This is a genomic window from Azohydromonas australica DSM 1124 (assembly GCF_000430725.1).
In the GTDB taxonomy this organism is placed as follows: Bacteria; Pseudomonadota; Gammaproteobacteria; order Burkholderiales; family Burkholderiaceae_C; genus Azohydromonas; species Azohydromonas australica.
Genome location: NZ_KE387208.1, coordinates 269,314 through 288,519, shown reverse-complemented (window position 1 = coordinate 288,519; position 19,206 = coordinate 269,314). Strand labels below are relative to the sequence as shown.

17 protein-coding genes are annotated in these 19,206 nt (G+C 70.4%); 8 read left to right on the top strand and 9 right to left on the bottom strand.

All coding sequences use genetic code 11. From position 1 onward, the window contains the following. Positions 1-4 precede the first annotated feature (4 nt). The gene (locus H537_RS0130320; RefSeq protein WP_156902012.1) at positions 5-1,264 is read left to right on the top strand and encodes a hypothetical protein; all 1,260 of its coding nucleotides are present in this window, start codon (positions 5-7) and stop codon (positions 1,262-1,264) included. A 70-nt stretch (positions 1,265-1,334) separates the two neighbouring features. Further along, the gene (locus H537_RS46355) at positions 1,335-2,039 is read left to right on the top strand and encodes a YMGG-like glycine zipper-containing protein (protein ID WP_029000883.1); all 705 of its coding nucleotides are present in this window, start codon (positions 1,335-1,337) and stop codon (positions 2,037-2,039) included. Positions 2,040-2,074: 35 nt separating this feature from the next. Here H537_RS46355 and H537_RS0130310 read toward each other — a convergent pair whose 3' ends face one another. The 5 genes from H537_RS0130310 to H537_RS0130295 all read right to left on the bottom strand — a co-directional run bounded on the left by H537_RS0130310 (position 2,075) and on the right by H537_RS0130295 (position 5,650). Further along, a complete protein-coding gene (locus tag H537_RS0130310) occupies positions 2,075-2,512 on the bottom strand; it encodes a hypothetical protein (protein ID WP_029000882.1) in 438 nt (145 codons plus the stop codon). A gap of 14 nt (positions 2,513-2,526) precedes the next feature. Then, the gene (locus tag H537_RS0130305; RefSeq protein ID WP_310733036.1) at positions 2,527-3,162 is read right to left on the bottom strand and encodes a glutathione S-transferase family protein; all 636 of its coding nucleotides are present in this window, start codon (positions 3,160-3,162) and stop codon (positions 2,527-2,529) included. Between the two features lie 46 nt (positions 3,163-3,208). Continuing rightward, positions 3,209-4,045, bottom strand: a complete 837-nt coding sequence (locus H537_RS0130300; protein ID WP_043460624.1) for a M48 family metallopeptidase — start codon at positions 4,043-4,045, stop codon at positions 3,209-3,211. A 129-nt stretch (positions 4,046-4,174) separates the two neighbouring features. Beyond that, on the bottom strand, positions 4,175-4,645 hold the full coding sequence (locus H537_RS53550) for a hypothetical protein (RefSeq protein WP_156902011.1): 471 nt from the start codon (positions 4,643-4,645) through the stop codon (positions 4,175-4,177). Positions 4,646-4,768: 123 nt separating this feature from the next. Further along, on the bottom strand, positions 4,769-5,650 hold the full coding sequence (locus H537_RS0130295) for a hypothetical protein (protein WP_051243643.1): 882 nt from the start codon (positions 5,648-5,650) through the stop codon (positions 4,769-4,771). A gap of 243 nt (positions 5,651-5,893) precedes the next feature. Between H537_RS0130295 and H537_RS53545 the strand changes: the two genes are divergently transcribed. Continuing rightward, positions 5,894-6,235, top strand: coding sequence for a hypothetical protein (locus tag H537_RS53545; RefSeq protein WP_156902010.1), 342 nt, complete (start codon positions 5,894-5,896; stop codon positions 6,233-6,235). Positions 6,236-6,381: 146 nt separating this feature from the next. Here H537_RS53545 and H537_RS0130290 read toward each other — a convergent pair whose 3' ends face one another. Both H537_RS0130290 and H537_RS0130285 read right to left on the bottom strand, forming a co-directional pair. Continuing rightward, the gene (locus H537_RS0130290) at positions 6,382-9,075 is read right to left on the bottom strand and encodes a bifunctional acetate--CoA ligase family protein/GNAT family N-acetyltransferase (protein ID WP_029000878.1); all 2,694 of its coding nucleotides are present in this window, start codon (positions 9,073-9,075) and stop codon (positions 6,382-6,384) included. A gap of 48 nt (positions 9,076-9,123) precedes the next feature. Then, entirely contained in the window at positions 9,124-10,050 is a 927-nt protein-coding gene (locus H537_RS0130285; RefSeq protein ID WP_029000877.1) for a histone deacetylase family protein, read from the bottom strand. Between the two features lie 267 nt (positions 10,051-10,317). Here H537_RS0130285 and H537_RS0130280 point away from each other — a divergent pair, with 267 nt between their 5' ends. Beyond that, the gene (locus H537_RS0130280) at positions 10,318-10,701 is read left to right on the top strand and encodes a hypothetical protein (protein ID WP_029000876.1); all 384 of its coding nucleotides are present in this window, start codon (positions 10,318-10,320) and stop codon (positions 10,699-10,701) included. Positions 10,702-10,804: 103 nt separating this feature from the next. Here H537_RS0130280 and gdhA read toward each other — a convergent pair whose 3' ends face one another. Then, positions 10,805-12,196, bottom strand: a complete 1,392-nt coding sequence (gdhA, locus tag H537_RS0130275) for an NADP-specific glutamate dehydrogenase (RefSeq protein WP_051243638.1) — start codon at positions 12,194-12,196, stop codon at positions 10,805-10,807. Positions 12,197-12,607: 411 nt separating this feature from the next. Between gdhA and H537_RS46350 the strand changes: the two genes are divergently transcribed. Next, positions 12,608-14,257, top strand: a complete 1,650-nt coding sequence (locus H537_RS46350) for a DNA recombination protein RmuC (protein WP_084151038.1) — start codon at positions 12,608-12,610, stop codon at positions 14,255-14,257. Here the strand turns inward: H537_RS46350 and H537_RS46345 are convergent. Next, the gene (locus tag H537_RS46345; RefSeq protein WP_169517116.1) at positions 14,244-15,188 is read right to left on the bottom strand and encodes a polyprenyl synthetase family protein; all 945 of its coding nucleotides are present in this window, start codon (positions 15,186-15,188) and stop codon (positions 14,244-14,246) included. The two genes, H537_RS46350 and H537_RS46345, sit on opposite strands and share 14 nt — an antisense overlap. A gap of 273 nt (positions 15,189-15,461) precedes the next feature. Between H537_RS46345 and crtY the strand changes: the two genes are divergently transcribed. Genes crtY through H537_RS46340 form a run of 3 tightly spaced genes read left to right on the top strand, consistent with a single transcriptional unit; the run spans position 15,462 to position 19,167 of the window. After that, on the top strand, positions 15,462-16,670 hold the full coding sequence (gene crtY / locus H537_RS0130260) for a lycopene beta-cyclase CrtY (protein ID WP_238446850.1): 1,209 nt from the start codon (positions 15,462-15,464) through the stop codon (positions 16,668-16,670). Continuing rightward, a complete protein-coding gene (locus H537_RS0130255; protein ID WP_029000873.1) occupies positions 16,667-18,151 on the top strand; it encodes a phytoene desaturase in 1,485 nt (494 codons plus the stop codon). Before crtY ends, H537_RS0130255 begins: the two co-directional genes overlap by 4 nt. Beyond that, positions 18,148-19,167 carry a phytoene/squalene synthase family protein gene (locus H537_RS46340; RefSeq protein ID WP_084151036.1) on the top strand — a complete coding sequence of 340 codons (1,020 nt, stop codon included), beginning with the start codon at positions 18,148-18,150 and terminating at the stop codon, positions 19,165-19,167. Before H537_RS0130255 ends, H537_RS46340 begins: the two co-directional genes overlap by 4 nt. Positions 19,168-19,206: the final 39 nt, after the last annotated feature.

The following is a 19,206-nucleotide window of genomic DNA, read 5'->3' as shown; positions in this document are numbered from 1 at the left end:
CGCCGTGCGCCGGAACGAGTCCGAGCAGTCCTGCGCCCAGTGCGCGGAGCGGTTGTTCAGCACGGTGGCCTTCTGCCCCTATTGCGGCGCGGCCACCGCGGATGCGGACGGCCGCGTGGCCGCCACCGCCACGGCGCGGCCGAGCGGGCGCGGCCCGGACGCGCCGGAGCGCCAGCCGGGCCCCGTCCCCGATGCGCCGAACACGGGGACGAGCCCGCCCGCGGCTGTGCCGCCCTCGGTACCGCCTCGCACGCCGCAGGCCCCGGCCGCGGGCGTGCCGGCGCCGCCACCCGCGCCGGTTCCCGCTTCAGCACCGTCCGCCGACGCCACCAAGGCCGCTGCGGAGTCCGCGGCGCCTGCACCGGCCACCCCGGCGGGTACGGCAACCAAGGCGGCCACAGCGGATACGGCGCCGCCGGCGCCGGTGCGACAGGCCCGTCGCACCAGGCGCACGCCCTGGGTGCTGCTGGCGCTGGCCGGGCTGGGCTGGGCCGGTTACTGGCAGTTCCGCGGCGTGGACCATGGGCCGTGCCGGGAGGCGCTGAGCGCGTCGGCACGGGCACTGTCGCAGGGCGACGCCGCCGGGGGACGGCGCCAGGCCGTGCTGGCGCTGGGAGCCTGCAGCGGCGATGACGCCGCGAAGGCGCGCGTGCTGCAGGGCCAGGCCGACCAGGCGCTGGCGGTGCAGGCCGCGTGCGAGCGCGCGCTGCAGGGCGTGGCTTCGCAGCTGGACACGCAGCGGCTGCTCAGCGCCCGCAAGCAGCTCGACGGCCTGGATGCGCGTTGCACCCGCTCCGACGGCGCCGCCGTCCTGCGCCAGCGCCTGGAGCAGGCGCAACGCGCGGCCGACAGCAGCGCGGACAGCGTGCGCAAGCAGCTGGTGCTGGGCGACACGCGCGGCGCGCAGGCAAGCCTCGACCGGCTGCAGGGCCAGAACCGCGAACACGCCGAGCTGCCGGCCCTGCGGGCAGAGGTGCGAGCGGCCCTGGCCGCGCAGCGGCCGGCGCCAGCCCCGGTGCCGCCCGCGCCCCGCCCGGTCGTGCAACCGCCGCCCGGCTCCACGCCCGCCACCCCGCCGTTGCTGGTACAGGACTTCCTGCGCCAGGCCGAGCGGGCGCTGGCCCAGTCCCGCTTCGATGCGGCACGCACCTACGTCGACAGCGCACTGCGCATCGACCCGTCCAACGCCCAGGCGGGCAGCCTGCTGCGCCGCATCCAGGAGCGCGAGCTGCAGGTGCTGCGCGAGGAAACCACCATCCGCTGAGCTTTGCCGTGGCCGGCCGCTGTCTCGTCGGCGCTTTCCGTACGCCTTTTCGCATCAGGAGCCTCGTTCCATGACCAGCCTTCGAGTCGTTCAGCAGGTGCTCACCGGCGCCGTCGTCGCATCGCTGCTGGCGGGGTGCGCCTCACCCGCCGACGGACCCGGCCCGGGCCAGGGCGGGAATGAGGATCCCTGCAGCGTCGGTACCGGGGCCGTGGCCGGCGCCGCCGTCGGTGCGCTCATCGGGGCCATGACGGGCGACCGCAGGACGGCCGCGAAAGGCGCGGTGATCGGCGGCGCGGCCGGCGCGCTGCTGTGCGTGGCGGTCAACGTCCAATCGCGCCAGACCAAGCCCGCCACGCAGGTGGACCGCGAGTACGAGCGCACGCGCGGCCGCCTGCCCGAGCAGCCGCAGCTCGTGTCCTACATGCCCGCGGTGTCGCCGCCGGTGGTGCAGCGCGGGCGGCCGGTGCGGGTGAATTCCACGCTGGAGCTGGTCAACGGCAGCGTGCAGCCGGTGAGCTCGGTACGGGAGGAAATCGTGGTCTTCAGCCAGGACGGCCAGCCCATCAAGAGTGGCGGCAAGCTCTTCACGGCCGCGTCCGCCGGCCGCTTCGAGAACAGCTTCGAAGTCACGCTGCCGCAGAGCGCCCCGCAAGGCGTCTATGCGCTGAAGACCAACGTCTTCGTCAACGACCGGCTGGCGGCCACCCGCGACCTGCAGACACGGCTGGTCTGGGACGGGCGCGAGGCGATGGTGGTGGCGGGCGCGTACTGAGACTGGCTGGGCCGGCCGGCACGTCGCCCCGGCCCTCAACGCACCTGCAGGCCCTGCTCCTCGGCCCAGGCGCGCAGGGCCTGCCTGGTTTCGCTGGCCTCGAAGTCGTACCAGGCTTCGAGCAGGCCGCGCAGCAGCAGCAGCTCCTTGAAGCGGGCGTAGGCACCGTGCTCGGTGAAGTAGTCGTGCACGGTCTCGTGGTCCTGAGGCAGGAAGCGCTCGGTGAACAGGAATGCGAGGCGGCTGCCGAGGCTCAGGTCCTGCCGGGTCGGCACGGGCAGGTAGCGGCCGCGGTCGTCCAGGTCCGGCGGCAGCACGTCGTCGTGGGCCTCGGAGCGGTACACGACCTTGCCGCTGTCCAGCGCGATGAAGGCGGCCTGTTCGAAGGGGCCGAAGGGAACGGTGGCGCTGGCGAATTCGAAGGCGTCGCTGAGGTCGGCGTACTGGATGGGGGTGGGCATGGTGGAAGGCATGAATCGGGTCCGCTTCAGTCCAGCCTGCAGGCCTCTTCCCCGTGCGGCGCGGCCCGGAACGCCGGCAGCGCTTCGGCGTGCGCGGACAGTGCCGCCAGCGCGGGGTGCTGCTCCGGCGCCACCAGGCCCGGCAGGGCGCGCTGGGTGAAGTGCCAGAACACGGCGGTGCTGAGCGCCGGCTGCGCCAGCGTGTCGCCCTCGATGGCGGGCGGGCGCTTCGCGAACTCGGCGTCCAGCGCGGCGTAGGCCGAGCGCACCTGCTCCTCGATGCGCCCGGCCCAGGGCGCGTGCTGCTTCTCGGCTGGGCGCAGGTTGCGCTCGTAGAACAGCGCCACGCTCTTGTCGGCGGCCGACAGCGCCAGGCCCAGCACGTGCAGCGCCTGCTGGTAGGCCAGCGGGTCGGCGGGCATGAGGCTGCGCGGACACGCCAGGCGCTCGGCGTAATCGAGGATCAACGTGGAGTCGGCGAGCACGATGCCGTCCTCGCTCACCAGCGTGGGCACGCGCACCACGGGGTTGATCTGCCTGAACTGCTCCATGTGCCTGAACACCGACAGCGGCAGGTGCTCGAAGCGCAGCCCCAGCATCTGCAGCGACACCGCCACGCGGCGGACGTAGGGCGAGTCGAGCATGCCCACGAGTTTCAGCATCAGGTTCCTCCTGGCTGGTTGATGGATGGGTGGGATCCGGGCGGCTTCAGCGCACCGGGTTGACGGCGGCGCGCGCCTGGTACAGCGGCATCACCTTGGGCACCGCCGCCTCCAGCGCAGCGATGCGGCTGGCGCTGTTGGGGTGGGTGCTGAAGAACTGCACCGGCTCCTTGCCGCCGGACAGGCGCTGCATCTTGCGCCAGACGTCCGGGGCATGGCGCGGGTCGTAGCCGGCGCGTGCCATGAGCTCCAGGCCCATCACGTCGGCTTCGAGTTCCATGTCGCGCGAGAAGGGCAGGTGCAGGAAGAACTGCGCCCCCGCTGCGGCCAGCGCGCCGGCGGCGCTGGAATGGCTGGAGGCCGCGATGCCCTGCACCACGGCGCCCGAGAGCGCCTGCTGCGACACCTGCTCGCGCGAGTGCTCGCGCAATGCGTGGGCGATCTCGTGGCCCATCACCGCGGCGAGCTCGTCGTCGCTGAGTTCCAGCTTGCGCACGATGCCGGTGTAGACCCCGATCTTCCCGCCCGGCGCGCAGAAGGCGTTGACCTCCTCGGAGTCGAAGACGTTGATCTCCCAGGCCCACTTCTGCGCATCGGGTCGGAATACCGGCACTTCCTTGATCAGCCGAAAGCCGACGTCGCGCACGCGCTTGGTGATGGCGGGATCGCTGTTGAGCTTGCCCTTGCTGCTGGCCGCCGAGGAGAGCTGGTTGAAGCCCTTGGCCGCCTCGGCGTTGACGGTGGCGGCAGGGACCATGAGCAGTTGCTGGCGCTGGATGCCCACGGCGCCAGGTGACGTGCTGGTGGCGCAGGCGGCGAGCAGCGCCGCCGTGCCCAGCGTGGCGAGAAGCGGCCGGGTGCGGGTGAGTGGATGTCGTGCCATGGCGTCGAGGCGGGTGCTTGAACGGTGCGGGTGGGATGCAGCTTGTAACAGAGCTGCATTGTCGGCAACGGACGTGGGTCAAGGCCGGTGCAGGGGTTCCCATTGTGTGAAGCAAAGGCTCCCAAAGGTTCAAGGCGGCCCAGGCGCGGGCTGCGCGACACGCAGGACGCGGATGCTGCAGCAGTGATGGAAGTGGTTACAAACAAAAAAGATTCGGTCCTTCAATGCGGCTACCGAAAGCCGATAAGCATTGAAAGAACGTCCGAGGAATAACGGCTCCATTTCACGAATGGGTTGCTGGCCCTTGCCGTCCGCCGAATCGTCATGGCTTTGTGTATTTTCAGCCCAGGCCGCTCTTGCGACGGCTGGGCGAGGAATTCGTGCCGCTTTCTCCGTCCATTTCAATGCTGGGCATTTGGTATGCATGTTTTTTCTGCCTTGGACGACATGGATTCCAATGACGGCAACAGCAAATTCTGGAAGGAAGGGTTCGAAGCGGGAAAATCGCTGAACAGCCGTTGTCCCTACCCGGCGGGCTCCCCGCCCGCCCGGGATTGGCTGGAAGGCTGGGCTGCTGGAATCCACGAGCCTGGCGAGCATGTCCCGGTCCAGGCTCAGCTCCAGGAAGACAACGAGAAACCGCCGGCAGGCCGCTGGCGGGCGTGGCTCAGGGGCCTGCTGGGTCGCTGAAGCCACGACCCGACAGCCGGTTGCGCGTGGTTCTTACTGGCAGAACCCCGGCTGGTACGCATAGGCCCAGGCGGTCTTGGTGGCCCCATTGGGCTGCGGCCAAGTCGGCATGGCCGACATTTTCTCCAGCAGCAGCTTGGCATTGCCGGCCACCTTGCCGGTGTACTGCTCGTCACTGTCACCGTAGGAGAACGAAACTTCCACCAGTGTCGGCGTGATGGAGGCCGAGGCCGTGTACCAGAGCGTCAACGAGAACTCGCCGTTCTTGCTGCCCAGGTCCACCAGGCCGCCTTTGTAGGTTTTCTCGTACACCGTGAGGTTGCCGACCTTCGCCAGCGGAAGCTGGTTCCAGAAACCCTCGGCGCTGAATCCCGGGTACAGATCGATGATGTCCTGCACGAGATTGATGTTCTTGCCGGCGGAAATGGCCTGCTTGGACGAATGGGAGAAAACGGCCTTGAACGGCGCGGTGATGTCGTCCTCGAACTTGGTTTCCGCGCCCGCCTGGTTGCCCGCCACGTTCTTGGCGCCGGCAACGTAGCGGTCCACCGAGCGGTATTTCAGGGTCAGCTCGCGCGTGCCGCCGGCGTTGACGCGCTCGCGCAGGATGTAGCCCGAATTGTTCAGCTCGCAGGTGCTGGGCACGTCGTAGAACATCACCGTGCGCTGCTGGTCGAAGGCCATGCTGCCCGAGGGCGTGCGCGACAGCGGCGCAGCCTGGATGACGGCCCTGAGCGCGTTCCAGTAATTGCTGACCTTGGTCTGCAGCGTGCTGCCGCTGCCGCTGAACTGGGCCGGGTCCAGCATCAGCTTGTATTCGCGGCCTTCCACTTCAGGCTGCGGTCCGGCCAGGGCAACCTGGGCGGTAACGCACAGGGCCAGCGCCAGGGCGGCGGCTTTGCGGGTCGTTCTCATGTTCCTGCTCCCTCTCGATGAATGAATTGGAGTGGGTACTTTGAGTGGGGCGTGTGAAGGGGCGGTGACAGGGACAGCCCGGGCCGTGCATCGACCGTTGCCGCGCTGGCTCGCTGGGTTCAAGAAAACCGTCAACGTGCCGATCAGGCACAAAGGGCTGCTGAAGGTGCTTGGCTCGCAACGAAACGCACGCGGCGAACGGTTTGAACATAAATAGAATATTCCATTGATGGCGGGGAATTTGTGAAAACTCCAGTCAATATCAAGCGAGGCTTTCAGGTGTTTGCTGGAAGCATCTTTTTGCTTGCCATCTTTGTCGGAAAGATCGGGCCGGGAGCCTATGTCATTGGATTCATGCTGGGCAGATTTTTTGGGCTGCGTTCCGGACTTGAGGGTATGCCTTGCATGCTTGTTGCTGCTCTATTGGCAGCATTGATGATATGGATTCCCTTCGTCCTGGGAACATCAGGGCTTGGGATCATTCTGGCGCCCTTTTTTGCGGCATACGCAATTTTTGTCTGGATTGGGATCTGTTCGGGAGACCGTGCGAGGAGAAAAAGGCAGGCGAAATTGGCAGGCGAGTAGAGGCAGGTCGATGCTTCTTATGGGGAAGCCATGGAATTGAGATCCGTATCAATCGCAAAAAAGCCTGGATGCGGAGTCGCATCCAGGCCTTCAAGGGTCGTGAATATTCGAGGAATCGGCTTTTATGCCGATCCTCCCATCACGTCTCACAACACGTGCGTCACCAGCTTGAAATCCGGGTCCTCGTCAAAGGCCTTGACGGTGAATCCCAGGCTGCGCATGAGTTTCAGCATGTTGGGATTGTTGGCGAGCACCAGGCCGTCGATTTCCGCCAGCCCCTTGTCGCGTGCGACTTCCATGATGCTTTCCATCATGCGCGAGCCGATGCCCTTGCCAGCGAAATCGTCCGCCACCAGCAGCGAGAACTCGCAGCTCGACTGGTCCGGGTTCGTGATGTAGCGCGACACGCCGATCACGCGCTCGGTTTCCACCATGTCGCCTTCCGTATTGGCGTTGCGCTGCTTCACCACCGCCACCAGCGCCATTTCGCGGTCGTAGTCGATCATGGTCAGCCGCGCCAGCATCGAGGGCGGCAATTCCGTCATCGACGAGACGAAACGGAAATACCGGCTCTCGGCCGAGACGCTGTGCACCAGGTCCTGCAGTTTCTGGGCGTCGTCCGGGCGGATCGGCCGCACCAGGTATTCGCCGCCGCCGCGCAGCGGCCACACCTGCTCGTAGCGCGCCGGGTAGGGCGAGATGCAGAGGTGCGGGTAGTCGCCGCCGCGCCCGCCCGTGGACGGGCTGGGCGCGTTGTCGATCACGATGCGCGCGTCCACCGCCACCGCGCCGCTGGCGTCCACGATGATCGGGTTGATGTCCATCTCGCGCAGCTGCGGCAGGGCGCACACCATCTCCGACACCCGCAGCAGCACCTGCTCCAGCGCGTCGAAGTCCACCGCCTCGGCACCGTGCCACTCGCCCAGCGTCTCGGCCACGCGCGAGCGCTCGATCAGCCGCCGCGCCAGGAAGCGGTTGAGCGGGGGCAGCTCCATCGCCCGGTCGTTGATCAGCTCCACCATCGTGCCGCCGCCGCCGAAGACGATCACGCGGCCGAAGGGCTCGTCCGTCATCAGCCCGACGTGGATCTCGCGCCCGCGCCGCGCGCGCGCCATACGCTGCACCGTCACGCCGTTGATGCGCGCGTCGGGCTCCATGCGGCGCACGCGCTCGACCATGTCGTTGTAGGTGTCGCGCGCCGCGGTGGCGGTCATGATGCCCAGCGCCACGCCGTGCACGTCCGACTTGTGCGTGATGTCCGGCGAGTCGATCTTCAGCGCCACCGGGAAGCCCATCTGCGTGGCGATCATCATCGCCTCGTGCGCGCTGCGGGCCAGCACCGTCTCGGTCACGCCGATGTGGAAGGCCGACAGCAGCGTCTTGCTCTCCATCTCGGTGAGCACCTTGCGCCGCTCGGCCAGCACGCTCTCGATCACCAGCCGCGCGCCCTCGATGTCAGGCTTGGCCAGCGAGGACAGCGGCGCCGGCGTCTGCTGCAGCAGCATCTGGTTCTGATAGAAGCTGGCGATGTTGCCGAAGGCCCCCACCGCCGCCTCGGGCGTGCGGAAGCTCGGGATGGCCACCGTGCCGAGCAGCTCGCGCGCCTGGCCCACCGAGGCGTCACCCATCCAGCAGGCCAGCAGCGGCTTGGCCATCTGGCGCTTGATGTCCACCAGCGCCTTGGCGATGTCCTCGGGATTGGTGCCGGCCTTGGGCGAGAAGATGGCGAGCACGCCGTCGATCTCGCGGTCCTTGTCCGCGGCCTGGATCGCGGCACGGAAATGCGCCGGGCTGGCGTGCTCGCCCAGGTCGATCAGGTCCGACAGCGAGGCGTGCGGCAGCAGCTGCGGCGCCAGCGCCGACTTGCTGGCGTTGGACAGGCGGCCCAGCAGCAGCCCGATCTCGCCGATCCAGTCCGCCGCCAGCACGCCGGGGCCGCCGCCATTGGTGACGATGGCCAGGCGCTTGCCCACCGGGCGGTAGCGCGAGGCCAGGCACTTGGCGGCCGAGAACAGCTCCACAAAGGAGCGCACCCGCACCGCGCCGGCGCGGCGCAGCGCGGCGTCGAACACCTCGTCGCTGCCGACGATGGAGCTGCTGTGCGTCTGCGCCGCCAGGTTGCCCGCGAGCTTGCGCCCGGACTTGAGCACCACCACCGGCTTGGCGTTGGCCGCGGTGCGCAGCGCGCTCATGAAGCGGCGCGCGTCCGAGATGCCCTCCAGGTACACCACGATGGAGTGCGTCTGCGCGTCGTTGGCCAGGAAGTCCAGCACGTCGGCGATGCCCAGCGAGGTGTGCGGGCCCAGCGAGACGACGGTGGAGAAGCCCACGCCGTTGCGGTCGGCCCAGTCCAGCATCGAGGCCGTCAGCGACCCCGACTGCGACACCAGCGCCAGCGGGCCCGGGCGCGCCGGCATGCCCAGCGCGCTGGCGTTGAGCTTGTGGTGCGGTCGCAGGAAGCCCAGGCAGTTGGGGCCCAGCAGCTGGATGCGCTCGCGCCGCGCGATGCGGTGCAGCTCCGCGGCTTCCGCGGCGTCCAGCCCCCCGGTGAGCACCATCGCCGCGCGGCAGCGCATGCGCCCGGCCACCTCCAGCGCCGCCGCCACGTCCGGGCCCGGCAGGGCGATCAGGGCCAGGTCGGCCCGCGCCTGCGCCAGGTCCGCCAGCGTCGCGCTGCCGCGGATGTCCACGAACTTGAGCTCGCCCTTGAAGGGCTCGGCCGTCAGCGCGGCGTGCACCGTGCGGGCGTGGTCGGTCCAGGTGTCCGGGGCCTCGGGGTCGCCGACGAAGGCGATGATCGAGCGCGGGGCGAAGAGGGGGGTGAGGTAGTGCTTGTCCATGAGCTTTGTTGAGCCGGGCCGGCGGGGTCGGGCCCGGCCCGGTTTCTCTTAATCGGCGCCGATGAGCACCTTCACATGCGCGGTGGCGCTGCGCGCCAGGGGGCTGAGCACGTAGCCGCCCTCCAGGCAGGAGACGACGCGGCCCTTGCAATGGCGGTTGGCCACGGCCATGAGCTGTTGCGTCACCCATTCGTAGTCGGCCTCGACCAGGGCCAGGTTGCCCATGTCGTCCTCGCGGTGCGCGTCGAAGCCGGCGGAGATGTAGATGAGCTGGGGCTTGAACTCGTCCAGCGCGGGGATCCAGTGCTGCGTCACCGCCTCGCGGAACTCCTTGCCGCCCGAGCGCGTGGGCAGCCCGACGTTGACCATGGTGGTGGTGTGGCCCGTCTCCTCGGGGAAGGGATAGAGGCCGCGCTCGAAGATCGAGCACATCAGCACGCGGTCGTCGTCCTTGAAGATGTTTTCGCTGCCGTTGCCGTGGTGCACGTCGAAGTCGATCAGCGCCACGCGCTCCAGCCCGTGCACGTCCAGCGCGTGGCGGATGCCCACGGCCACGTTGTTGAAGAAGCAGAAGCCCATCGCCGCGTCGTGCTCGGCGTGGTGGCCGGGCGGGCGCACCGCGCAGAAGGCCGAGCTCACCTTGCCGTCCAGCACCAGGTCGGTCGCGTGCACCGCCGCCCCGGCGGCACGGCGCGCGGCCTGCAGCGTGAACGGGTTCATGTTGGTGTCGGGGTCGACGTGGTGGTAGCCCTCGGTGGGTGCGTTGTCCACGATCCCGCGCACGTGCAGCGACGAGTGTGCGCGGCACAGCTGCTCGTCGGTGGCCAGCGGCGCGTCATACGGAACCATGTAGTCCAGCAGGCCCTTGATGAGCAGCTGGTCCTGGATGGCGCCCAGGCGCTCCGGGCATTCGGGGTGGCCGGGTCCCATTTCGTGGCGAACGCAGTCGGGGTGGGTGATGTAAGCGGCGAGCAACGAAGTCTCCTGTAAGCCGGCTTTAAGAAGCCGTGATTTGTTGGCGTTAACCCTAGTCTGCGCCCGCAACCCATGCAGGCTCCTGACATGGCTCAAGCTGCAAACCGCCTTGGGAAGCGGTTGGAGGGGTCTTTTCGCGCAGCGTGACCGGGCGGGAAATCCGCCGGGCGCCAGCGGCAACGCGGCGCCGCGCCACGCGTCCCATGCCGCGGGAAGGCGGCTTGCCGCGGCCGCGGATACTGGCGCGCCCTTGAGCTTCCATACCGCATGGCCGTGACCCTGAAACTCAGCCCCGACGAGGTCGAGCGCATCGCGCGCGAGCAACCCGAGCCTTGCGCCGAATGCGCGCCGCTGGCCTTCCGCGGCTGGGAGTCCTTTCCCGGCGACAAGAGCGACGCGGGGCTGGAGAAGGCCGGGGCGCTGTGGCTCGCGGGCGAGGAGGACGAGCCCACGCTGGACGAGCACCACCCCGGGGGCACGGATTACTGGTCGCCCGATGCGCCCATCGCGCTGGCGTACTTCCCGGCCAACCGTTGCGAGGTCTGGCGCTGCCGCCACTGCGGCCACGGCTTCCTGCGCTACACGGAGTACGGCGGCTACTACGAGGACCGCCGCATCCGCTCGCTGCAGCCCGGGCTGATCGTGAAGTGATCCGCCTCGGGTGCATGGCCGTCCCGGGGAGGGACGGCGTGCACTCATCGATGCATGGCCCCAGGGCGCCCGGCTCCGGGCCGGGCAGCCCCGAGGCGGCGCGTCAGACCACGCCCTGGGCCAGCATGGCGTCGGCGACCTTGACGAAGCCGGCGACGTTGGCGCCGTCCACGTAGTTCACCGAGCCGTCCGGGCGCGTGCCGTGGCGCACGCAGTTGGCGTGGATGTCTTTCATGATCGAGTGCAGGCGCTCGTCCACCTCGGCCGGCAGCCAGGCCAGGCGCTGCGAGTTCTGCGTCATCTCCAAGCCCGAGGTGGCCACGCCGCCGGCGTTGCTGGCCTTGCCCGGCGCGTACAGCGTGCGCGCCGCCAGGAACACGTCCACCGCCTCCAGCGTCGAAGGCATGTTGGCGCCTTCGGCCACGCACAGCACGCCGTTGTTCACCAGCTGCTGCGCGTCATTGGCGTCGAGCTCGTTCTGGGTGGCACAGGGCAGCGCCACGTCCACGGGCACGTGCCAGGGCCGGCGGCCGGCTTCGAAATGCAGCCCGTGCTGGGCGGCGAAGGCCGAGAGGCGGCCGCGCTGCACGTTCTTCCACTGCATCACGTCGGCCAGCTGTTCCGCGCGCAGGCCCTCGTCCACCACCAGCGTGCCTTCGGAGTCCGAGAGCGTGACGACGCGCGCGCCCAGCTCCAGCGCCTTCTCGGCCGCGAACTGCGCCACGTTGCCCGAGCCGGAGATGGACACCCGCAGGCCGTCGAAATCGCGGTGCTGGCGGCGCAGCATCTCCTGGGCGAAGTAGACCGTGCCGTAGCCGGTGGCCTCCGGGCGCATGGCGCTGCCGCCGTAGGCCACGCCCTTGCCGGTGAACACGCACGAGGCGTCGTTGCTCAGCCGCTTCATCATGCCGGCCATGAAGCCGACTTCGCGCGCGCCCACGCCGATGTCGCCGGCGGGCACGTCGGTGTCCGGGCCGATGTGGCGGAACAGCTCGAAGATCAGCGCCTGGCAGAAGCGCATCACCTCGCCGTCGCTCTTGCCCTTGGGGTCGAAGTCCGAGCCGCCCTTGCCGCCGCCCATGGGCAGCGTGGTCAGCGCGTTCTTGAAGGTCTGCTCGAAGCCCAGGAACTTCAGGATGGACAGGTTCACCGACGGGTGGAAGCGCATGCCGCCCTTGTACGGGCCGATGGCGTTGCTGTGCTGCACGCGCCAGGCCCGGTTGACCTGCACTTCACCCCGGTCGTCCACCCACGACACGCGGAACTGGATGACGCGGTCGGGCTCCACCAGGCGCTCCAGCAGCGCCTGGCTGGCGTACTGCGGATGCTTCTCGATGAACGGCCACAGGCTCGCCAAGACTTCCTTGACCGCTTGCAGGAACTCGGGCTGATGGGGGTCGCGTGCCTTCACGGCACCCAGGAAGTCGGAAAGGGTCGGGAATTTCAACAGCGTCTCCGCGGCAGGGAACAGACAACGCACCCGGAAGGTGCACATCGCGGGTGCAGTCAAGCACCTGGCTGGGGCATTTTAGAGAGTGATAAGTCACGGTCTTCCAGTGTGAGCACCGAAAGCGTGCTTGTAGGCCCGCTGTGTTCGCATTTCGCACATGACTGGTGCATCGTTTCAGTCTTCCGCCGCGCCTGCCGCTGTCTGGGGGGCGAATTCACGAAGAAGGAACTACCCCCTGCAGATCCGGCTTCAGGTCTTCCCAAGGCTCGACGGCGAGCGCCGAGGTAGCAGGCTGGTGCAGGCGGTACCGAAGTGGCCCAGCGGCTCAGAACCTGCTGCCATTCCCGTCTCTCGGTCCCACGGTGTGCCCACCCGCGCGGCATGGTGTGGCGCGGCATGGCCGGAGCCCCGAGAGCCCTCGCGATAATCCCGCCCTCCAAAACACGGGAGTCGGGGATGGAGCTGGCGATGCTGTTGGCGGGCGTGCTCGCCGGCGCCCTAGGGGCGTGGCTGCTGATGCGCTCGCGCCAGCACGCCGCGGTGGAGCTGGCGCTGGCGCATGCCCGCGCCGAGGCCCAGGCGCAGCTCACCGCGCTCACCGCCCGCGCCGAGCATGCCGAGGGCGCGCAGCGCCAGCAGGGCGAAGAGCTGCGCGTGTTGCGAGCCCGCGCCGATGCGCTGCAGGGCGTGCTCGACCAGCTCCGTGGCGAGGCCGCGCAACTGCGCGAGCGCGCCATGCGCGTGGAGCGGCTGGAGGCAGACCTGCAGGACCTGCGCCTGCAGCTCCAGGACGAGCAGGACACCCGCCAGCGCCTGGCCGCCGCCGAGGCCGAGCAGGCGCAGCGCGCGCTGCAGCTCGACGCGCAGCTCCAGGAAACCAAGGCCGCCCACGAGCGTGCCGACGCCGAGGCCCGCCGCTGCGCCGCTGACGCGCGTGGCCTGGCCGAGCAGCTCGATGCCGAGCGCCGCGGCACGGCCGAGAAGCTGGCGCTGCTCACCTCCGCGCGCGAGGCGCTGACGGACCAGTTCAAGGCGCTGGCGGCCGACATCCTGGAAGAGAAGTCCAGGCGCTTCGCCGAGCAGAACCAGGTGAACCTCGGCCAGCTTCTGGACCCGCTGCGCACGCGGCTGGCGGAGTTCCAGCGCAAGGTGGAGGAGGTCTACGTCACCGAGGGCAAGGAGCGCTCGGCGCTGGCGCAGCAGGTGCGCCAACTCGCCGAGCTGAACCAGGTGCTGAGCGAGGAGGCGAAGAACCTCACCTCCGCGCTCAAGGGCTCGGCCAAGAGCCAGGGCAACTGGGGCGAGCTGGTCCTGGAGCGCGTGCTGGAGGCCGCCGGGCTGCGCAAGGGGCACGAGTACGTGACGCAGGACAGCCGCATCGGCGCCGACGGCCAGCGCCTGCAGCCCGACGTGGTGATCCACCTGCCCGAGGAGCGGCGGCTGGTGGTGGACGCCAAGGTGTCGCTGGTGGCCTACGAGCGCTATGCCAACGCCGACGGCGAAGCCGGGCGCTCGGCCGCCCTGCGCCAGCACCTGGACTCGGTGCGCGCCCACCTGCGCGGCCTGTCGGACAAGCACTACCAGCACCTCTACGGGCTGCAGTCGCTGGACTTCGTGCTGATGTTCATGCCGGTGGAGCCGGCCTTCATGCTGGCCGTGACGCACGACGGCGAGCTGTTCATGGATGCGTGGCGGCGCAACGTGCTGCTGGTGAGCCCGTCCACGCTGCTGTTCGTGCTGCGCACGGTGTCGCACCTGTGGCGCCAGGAGGCGCAGAACCGCAATGCGCAGGAGATCGCGCGCCGCGGCGCCGAGCTCTACGACCGCCTGTGCGGCTTCGCCACGGAGCTCAAGCGCGCGGGCGAGGCGCTGCGCGCGGCGCAGCGGTGCTTCGACGATGCCGAGAAGAAGCTCGCCAGCGGGCGCGGCAACGTCATTCGCCAGGCCGAGATGCTCAAGGAGCTGGGCATCAAGCCCGCGCGGCAACTGCCGCAGCACCTGACGGAGCGGGCGGAAGCGGACGAGGCGGCGGGTGTGGCGCTGGCGCGCGCGGTGGCGGCGATCGAGGCGGGGACGGTGGGGCCGGAGGGCGTCAGCGGAGCGTGAGCTTGGATGGGGCGGCCTTGCGCGCGCTCTGCGGCGTCGGCGGCCCTATCGCCTGAAACCCGCACGCCTGCCGCAACAGCCGCAGCACCAGGTCGTCCTGCGGGAACGCCTCCCGCAGCAGCCCCTCCACCCGCCGCAGGTGCGCCTGCAGCCGCCGCCGCGCCGGCTCATGGCCCAGCAGCGAAAGCAGCGTGGTCTTGCCCGCGTCCTGGTGCAGGTCCTTGCCCGTGGGCGCGAGCTCGCCGCTGTCCTTGAGGTCGTCCAGCAGCTGGAACGCCTGCCCGATCTCGTCGCCGCAGCAGCCCAGCCGCTCGCGCATCGCCTCGCCGGCGCCGGCGGCCAGCGCGGCGATCTCCAGCGCGGCGCGGAACAGCGCGCCCGTCTTGCAGCCGTTCACGCTGGCCGCGTCCTCGGCGGTGCCGTGCGCCGAGCGCAGGTCGCGCAGCTGGCCGCCCACCAGCCCGCGGCAGCCCACCGCGTCGGCCAGCGTCACCGTGATGCGCGCGCGCGCAGCCGCCCCCAGCGGCCCGGACGCTGCCGCCAGCCGGAAGGCCTGGCTCATCAGCGCGATGACGGCCAGTGCCGCCACGTCCTCGCCGAACTGCCGGTGCAGCGTCGGCCGGCCGCGGCGCAGGCTCGCGTCGTCCATGCACGGCAAGTCGTCCATCACCAGCGAGGCCGCGTGCAGCAGCTCCAGCGCGCAGGCCGCGTCCAGCACCGCCCGCTCCGGGCAGCCCAGCGAGCGCGCCGCACCCAGCAGCAGCAGCGGACGCACGCGCTTGCCCGGCGACAGCGCCGCCTCGCGCAGCGCGACCACGACCACGTCGGCGTCGTCCAGCGGCTGCGGCAGCACCGCGGCCAGGTGGTCTTCGAAACGTGCGCGCAGACCGGCCAGCGCCGGGTCCGCCTCCAGGAGGGTCAGGTGGGCCATGGCTTCCATCGGTGCATTGGGCGAGGTCTTCATGACGGACGGTGGCGGGCGGACGAAAGTCCCCGGGCCTTCAACGTGGGTTGCGCCACATTCCCAGGCCCGGTTCGGCCACCGCCTAGAGTTGATTCGGGAATGGCAGCGCTGCACAGCACGTGGCGAGCCGTTTGCCTCCCCCGGTTCCGGCGACGCGTTTCGCCTCCAACCCCAAGGACGAGGACTACATCCGATGGCAGTCGTGAAGATCGGTTCTTCTCTGTTCACGCGGCCGTGCCCGTGACGCATGCCGCCGACGCGTCCCCGCCCGGCGACGGCGCCCTGGACGCCGACCTGATCCTGGTCGGCGGCGGGCTGGCCAACGGCCTGATCGCCTGGTGCTTGGCCGCCGAGCGCCCGGCGCTGCGGCTGCTGCTGCTGGAGGCCGGCCCCACGCTGGGCGGCAACCACACCTGGTCCTTCCATCCCACGGACCTGAGCGAGGCGCAGCACGCGTGGCTCGCGCCGCTGGTGGCGCACCGCTGGTCCGGCCACGAGGTGCGCTTCGCGCAGCGGCAGCGGCGCCTGCGCGGCGGCTACGCCAGCCTCACCTCCGAGCGCTTCCACGCGCTGCTGTCCGCGCTGCTGGGCCCGCGCGCGCGCTGCGGCGTGGGGGTGCAGTCCGTCATGCCCACGCAGGTGCGGCTGGACGATGGCCGCGTGCTGCGGGCGAGGGCGGTGATCGACGGCCGCGGCCTGCGCCGCAGCGCCCACCTGGCGCTGGGCCACCAGAAGTTTCTCGGCCAGGAGCTGCAGCTCGACGCCCCGCACGGCCTGGACGCGCCGCTGCTGATGGACGCCACCGTGGACCAGCTCGACGGCTACCGCTTCGTCTACGTGCTGCCCTTCAGCGCCGACACGCTGCTGGTGGAGGACACCTACTACGCCGACGCCGGCGACCTCGACGCCGAGGCGCTGCGCGGGCGCATCGCGCAGTACGCGGCGGCGCGCGGCTGGCGCGTGCGCCGCGTGCTGCGCGAGGAGCAGGGCGTGCTGCCCATCGTGCTCTCCGGCGACGTCGAAGGCTTCTGGCGCGAGGCCGGCGGCGTGCCGGCGTCGGGCCTGTCGGCCGGGCTGTTCCATCCGACCACGGGTTATTCCCTGCCCGATGCCGTGGCGCTGGCGGAACTGGTGGCAGCGCAACCCGATCTCTCCGCCACCGCGCTGTTCGAGGCCATCCGCCGCCACGCCATCGAGCGCTGGCAGGCGCGGGGCTTCTTCAGATTGCTCAACCGGATGCTGTTCCGATCCGCTCCACCCCACCTGCGCTGGAAGGTCATGCAACGCTTCTACGGACTGCCCGAGGGGCTGATCGCCCGCTTCTATGCCGCGCGGCTAGGGCCGCTGGACAAGCTGCGCATCGTCTCGGGCAAGCCGCCCGTGCCGCTGGGCGCGGCGCTGCGCGCCGTGCTGGACCGGCCGGCCTCGAGCACGGAGGCCCCTCGATGAGCGCCGAGCGCCGCGCCGTCGTCGTCGGTGCCGGCTTTGGCGGCATCGCGCTGGCGATCCGGCTGCAGTCCGCCGGTATCGCCACCACGCTGGTGGAAGCGCGCGACAAGCCCGGCGGCCGCGCCTACGTCTACGAGGACCAGGGCTTCACTTTCGACGCCGGGCCGACCGTCATCACCGACCCCAGCGCGCTGGAAGAGCTCTTCGCGCTCAGCGGGCGGCGCATGGCCGACTACGTGGAGCTGCTGCCGGTGTCACCTTTTTACCGGCTGTGCTGGGAGGACGGTTCCGTCTTCGACTACGACAACGACCAGGCGCTGCTGGACCGGCAGATCCGCGCGCGCTGCCCGGAGGACGTGGAGGGCTACCAGCGCTTCCTGCGCTACTCGCGCGCGGTGTTCGAGGAGGGCTACCTCAAGCTCGGCACGGTGCCCTTCCTCTCCTTCCGCAGCATGGTGGCGGCGGGGCCGCAGCTGGCGCGGCTGCAGGCCTGGCGCAGCGTGTACGCCATGGTCTCGCGCTTCATCCGCGACGAGCAGCTGCGCCAGGCCTTCTCCTTCCACTCGCTGCTGGTGGGCGGCAACCCCTTCGCCACCTCGTCCATCTACGCGCTGATCCACGCGCTGGAGCGGCAGTGGGGCGTGTGGTTTCCGCGCGGGGGCACGGGCGCGCTGGTGCGGGCGCTGGTGAAGCTGTTCCAGGACCTGGGCGGCACGCTGCGGCTGAACGCGCCGGTGGAGCGCATCGAGCTGCGGGACGGCCGCGCCTGCGGCGTGACGCTGCGCGGGGGCGAGCGGCTGGAGGCGGACCGCGTGGCCTCCAACGCCGACGTGGTCCACACCTACGAGCGGCTGCTGGGCCACTCGGCGCGCGGCGAGGCGCAGGCGAGGGCGCTCAAGGCCAAGCGCTTCAGCATGTCGCTGCTGGTGATCCATTTCGGGCTGCGCCGGCAGCACGCGCACCTGCGCCACCACATGGTGTGCTTCGGGCAGCGCTACCGGGAGCTGATCAATGAAATCTTCGCCGGCCCGCTGCCGCAGGACTTCTCGCTCTACCTGCACTCGCCCTGCGTCACGGACCCCTCGCTGGCGCCGCCGGGCTGCGGCAGCCACTACGTGCTGGCGCCGGTGCCGCACCTGGGCCACGCGCCGGTGGACTGGAGCGTGGAGGGGCCGCGGCTGCGCGACCGCATCCTGGAGTACCTGGAGGCGCGGCACATCCCGTCACTGCGCGCGGACCTCGTGACTTGCAGACTGTTCACGCCCGCCGACTTTCGCGACGAGCTCGGCGCCCATCTCGGCTCGGCCTTCTCGCTGGAGCCGGTGTTGACCCAAAGCGCGTGGTTCCGGCCGCACAACCGCGACGCCGTCATTCCCAACCTCTACATCGCCGGAGCGGGCACGCATCCGGGCGCTGGGGTGCCGGGCGTGGTGGGGTCGGCCAAGGCCACTGCGCGGCTGATGCTGGAGGACCTGCGATGAGTGTGATCCGAGATACGGCCACCGCGGCCCGAGCCCGCCGGGCGCTGCTGCGCCTGACGGGCGGCTCCCGGGCGCGCGCCGAAGCCGAGGCCGAGGCCGCCCGCCACGGCAGCGAGACCATCCAGGCCGGCTCCAGCAGCTTCGCCGCCGCGGCCCGGCTCTTCGACGCCGAGACGCGCCGCAGCACCGTGATGCTCTACGCCTGGTGCCGCCACTGCGACGACGTGATCGACGGCCAGGAGCTGGGCCACGGCCAGCGCGCGAGCCGGCGCGAGGACAGCCTGCGACGCCTGGCCGAGCTGGAGGCGCTGACCTGGCGTGCCTGCGCCGGCCAGCCCTGCCAGCACGTGGCCTTCGACGGGCTGGCCGAGGTGGTGCGCCGCCACGCCATCCCGACCAGCCTGCCGCTGGAGCACCTGAGCGGCTTCCGCATGGACGTGGAGGAGACGCGCTACGAGACGCTGGCCGACACGCTGCTCTACTGCTACCGCGTCGCCGGGGTGGTGGGGCTGATGATGGCGCGCGTGATGGGTGCGCGCGACCCGGCGGTGCTGGACCGCGCCTGCGACCTGGGGCTGGCCTTCCAGCTCACCAACATCGCGCGCGACATCGTGGAGGACGCCTGCGTCGGCCGCATCTACGTGCCGCTGCAGTGGCTGCACACGGCCGGCATCCCGGCGCACGAGGTGGCCGAGCCGCGGCACCGCGCCGCGCTGGCGCAGGTGGCGGCGCGCGTCGTGGCCGCGGCCGACCCGTACTACGCCTCGGCGCTGTCCGGCATCGCGGCGCTGCCGGTGCGCTCGGCATGGTCGGTGGCGACGGCGCGCGGCGTCTACCGCGAGATCGGCCGCAAGGTGCACCAGCGCGGCGCGCAGGCCTGGGACACGCGCACGCGCACCAGCGGCGCCGAGAAGGCCTGGCTGGTGGCGCGCGGCATGGCGGTGGCGCTGGCCGCCCGGGCCCTGCCGGCGCGCCCGCGCGCGGCGGGGCTGTGGCAGCGGCCGCAGGTGGGGTGAGGGGACAGGCAGGAAGGGCTGACGGCCCTGTTTCGATGT

What these genes read in the sequence shown, in the direction of transcription:
- H537_RS46355 (WP_029000883.1), top strand. Translation starts at nt 1,335, where the DNA reads ATGACCAGCCTTCGAGTCGTTCAGCAGGTGCTCACCGGCGCCGTCGTC.
- H537_RS0130310 (WP_029000882.1), bottom strand. Translation starts at nt 2,512, where the DNA reads ATGCCTTCCACCATGCCCACCCCCATCCAGTACGCCGACCTCAGCGAC.
- H537_RS0130305 (WP_310733036.1), bottom strand. Translation starts at nt 3,162, where the DNA reads ATGCTGAAACTCGTGGGCATGCTCGACTCGCCCTACGTCCGCCGCGTG.
- H537_RS0130300 (WP_043460624.1), bottom strand. Translation starts at nt 4,045, where the DNA reads ATGGCACGACATCCACTCACCCGCACCCGGCCGCTTCTCGCCACGCTG.
- H537_RS53550 (WP_156902011.1), bottom strand. Translation starts at nt 4,645, where the DNA reads ATGCTCGCCAGGCTCGTGGATTCCAGCAGCCCAGCCTTCCAGCCAATC.
- H537_RS0130295 (WP_051243643.1), bottom strand. Translation starts at nt 5,650, where the DNA reads ATGAGAACGACCCGCAAAGCCGCCGCCCTGGCGCTGGCCCTGTGCGTT.
- H537_RS0130290 (WP_029000878.1), bottom strand. Translation starts at nt 9,075, where the DNA reads ATGGACAAGCACTACCTCACCCCCCTCTTCGCCCCGCGCTCGATCATC.
- H537_RS0130280 (WP_029000876.1), top strand. Translation starts at nt 10,318, where the DNA reads ATGGCCGTGACCCTGAAACTCAGCCCCGACGAGGTCGAGCGCATCGCG.
- gdhA (WP_051243638.1), bottom strand. Translation starts at nt 12,196, where the DNA reads ATGTGCACCTTCCGGGTGCGTTGTCTGTTCCCTGCCGCGGAGACGCTG.
- H537_RS46350 (WP_084151038.1), top strand. Translation starts at nt 12,608, where the DNA reads ATGGAGCTGGCGATGCTGTTGGCGGGCGTGCTCGCCGGCGCCCTAGGG.
- H537_RS46345 (WP_169517116.1), bottom strand. Translation starts at nt 15,188, where the DNA reads ATGGCCCACCTGACCCTCCTGGAGGCGGACCCGGCGCTGGCCGGTCTG.
- H537_RS0130255 (WP_029000873.1), top strand. Translation starts at nt 16,667, where the DNA reads ATGAGCGCCGAGCGCCGCGCCGTCGTCGTCGGTGCCGGCTTTGGCGGC.
- H537_RS46340 (WP_084151036.1), top strand. Translation starts at nt 18,148, where the DNA reads ATGAGTGTGATCCGAGATACGGCCACCGCGGCCCGAGCCCGCCGGGCG.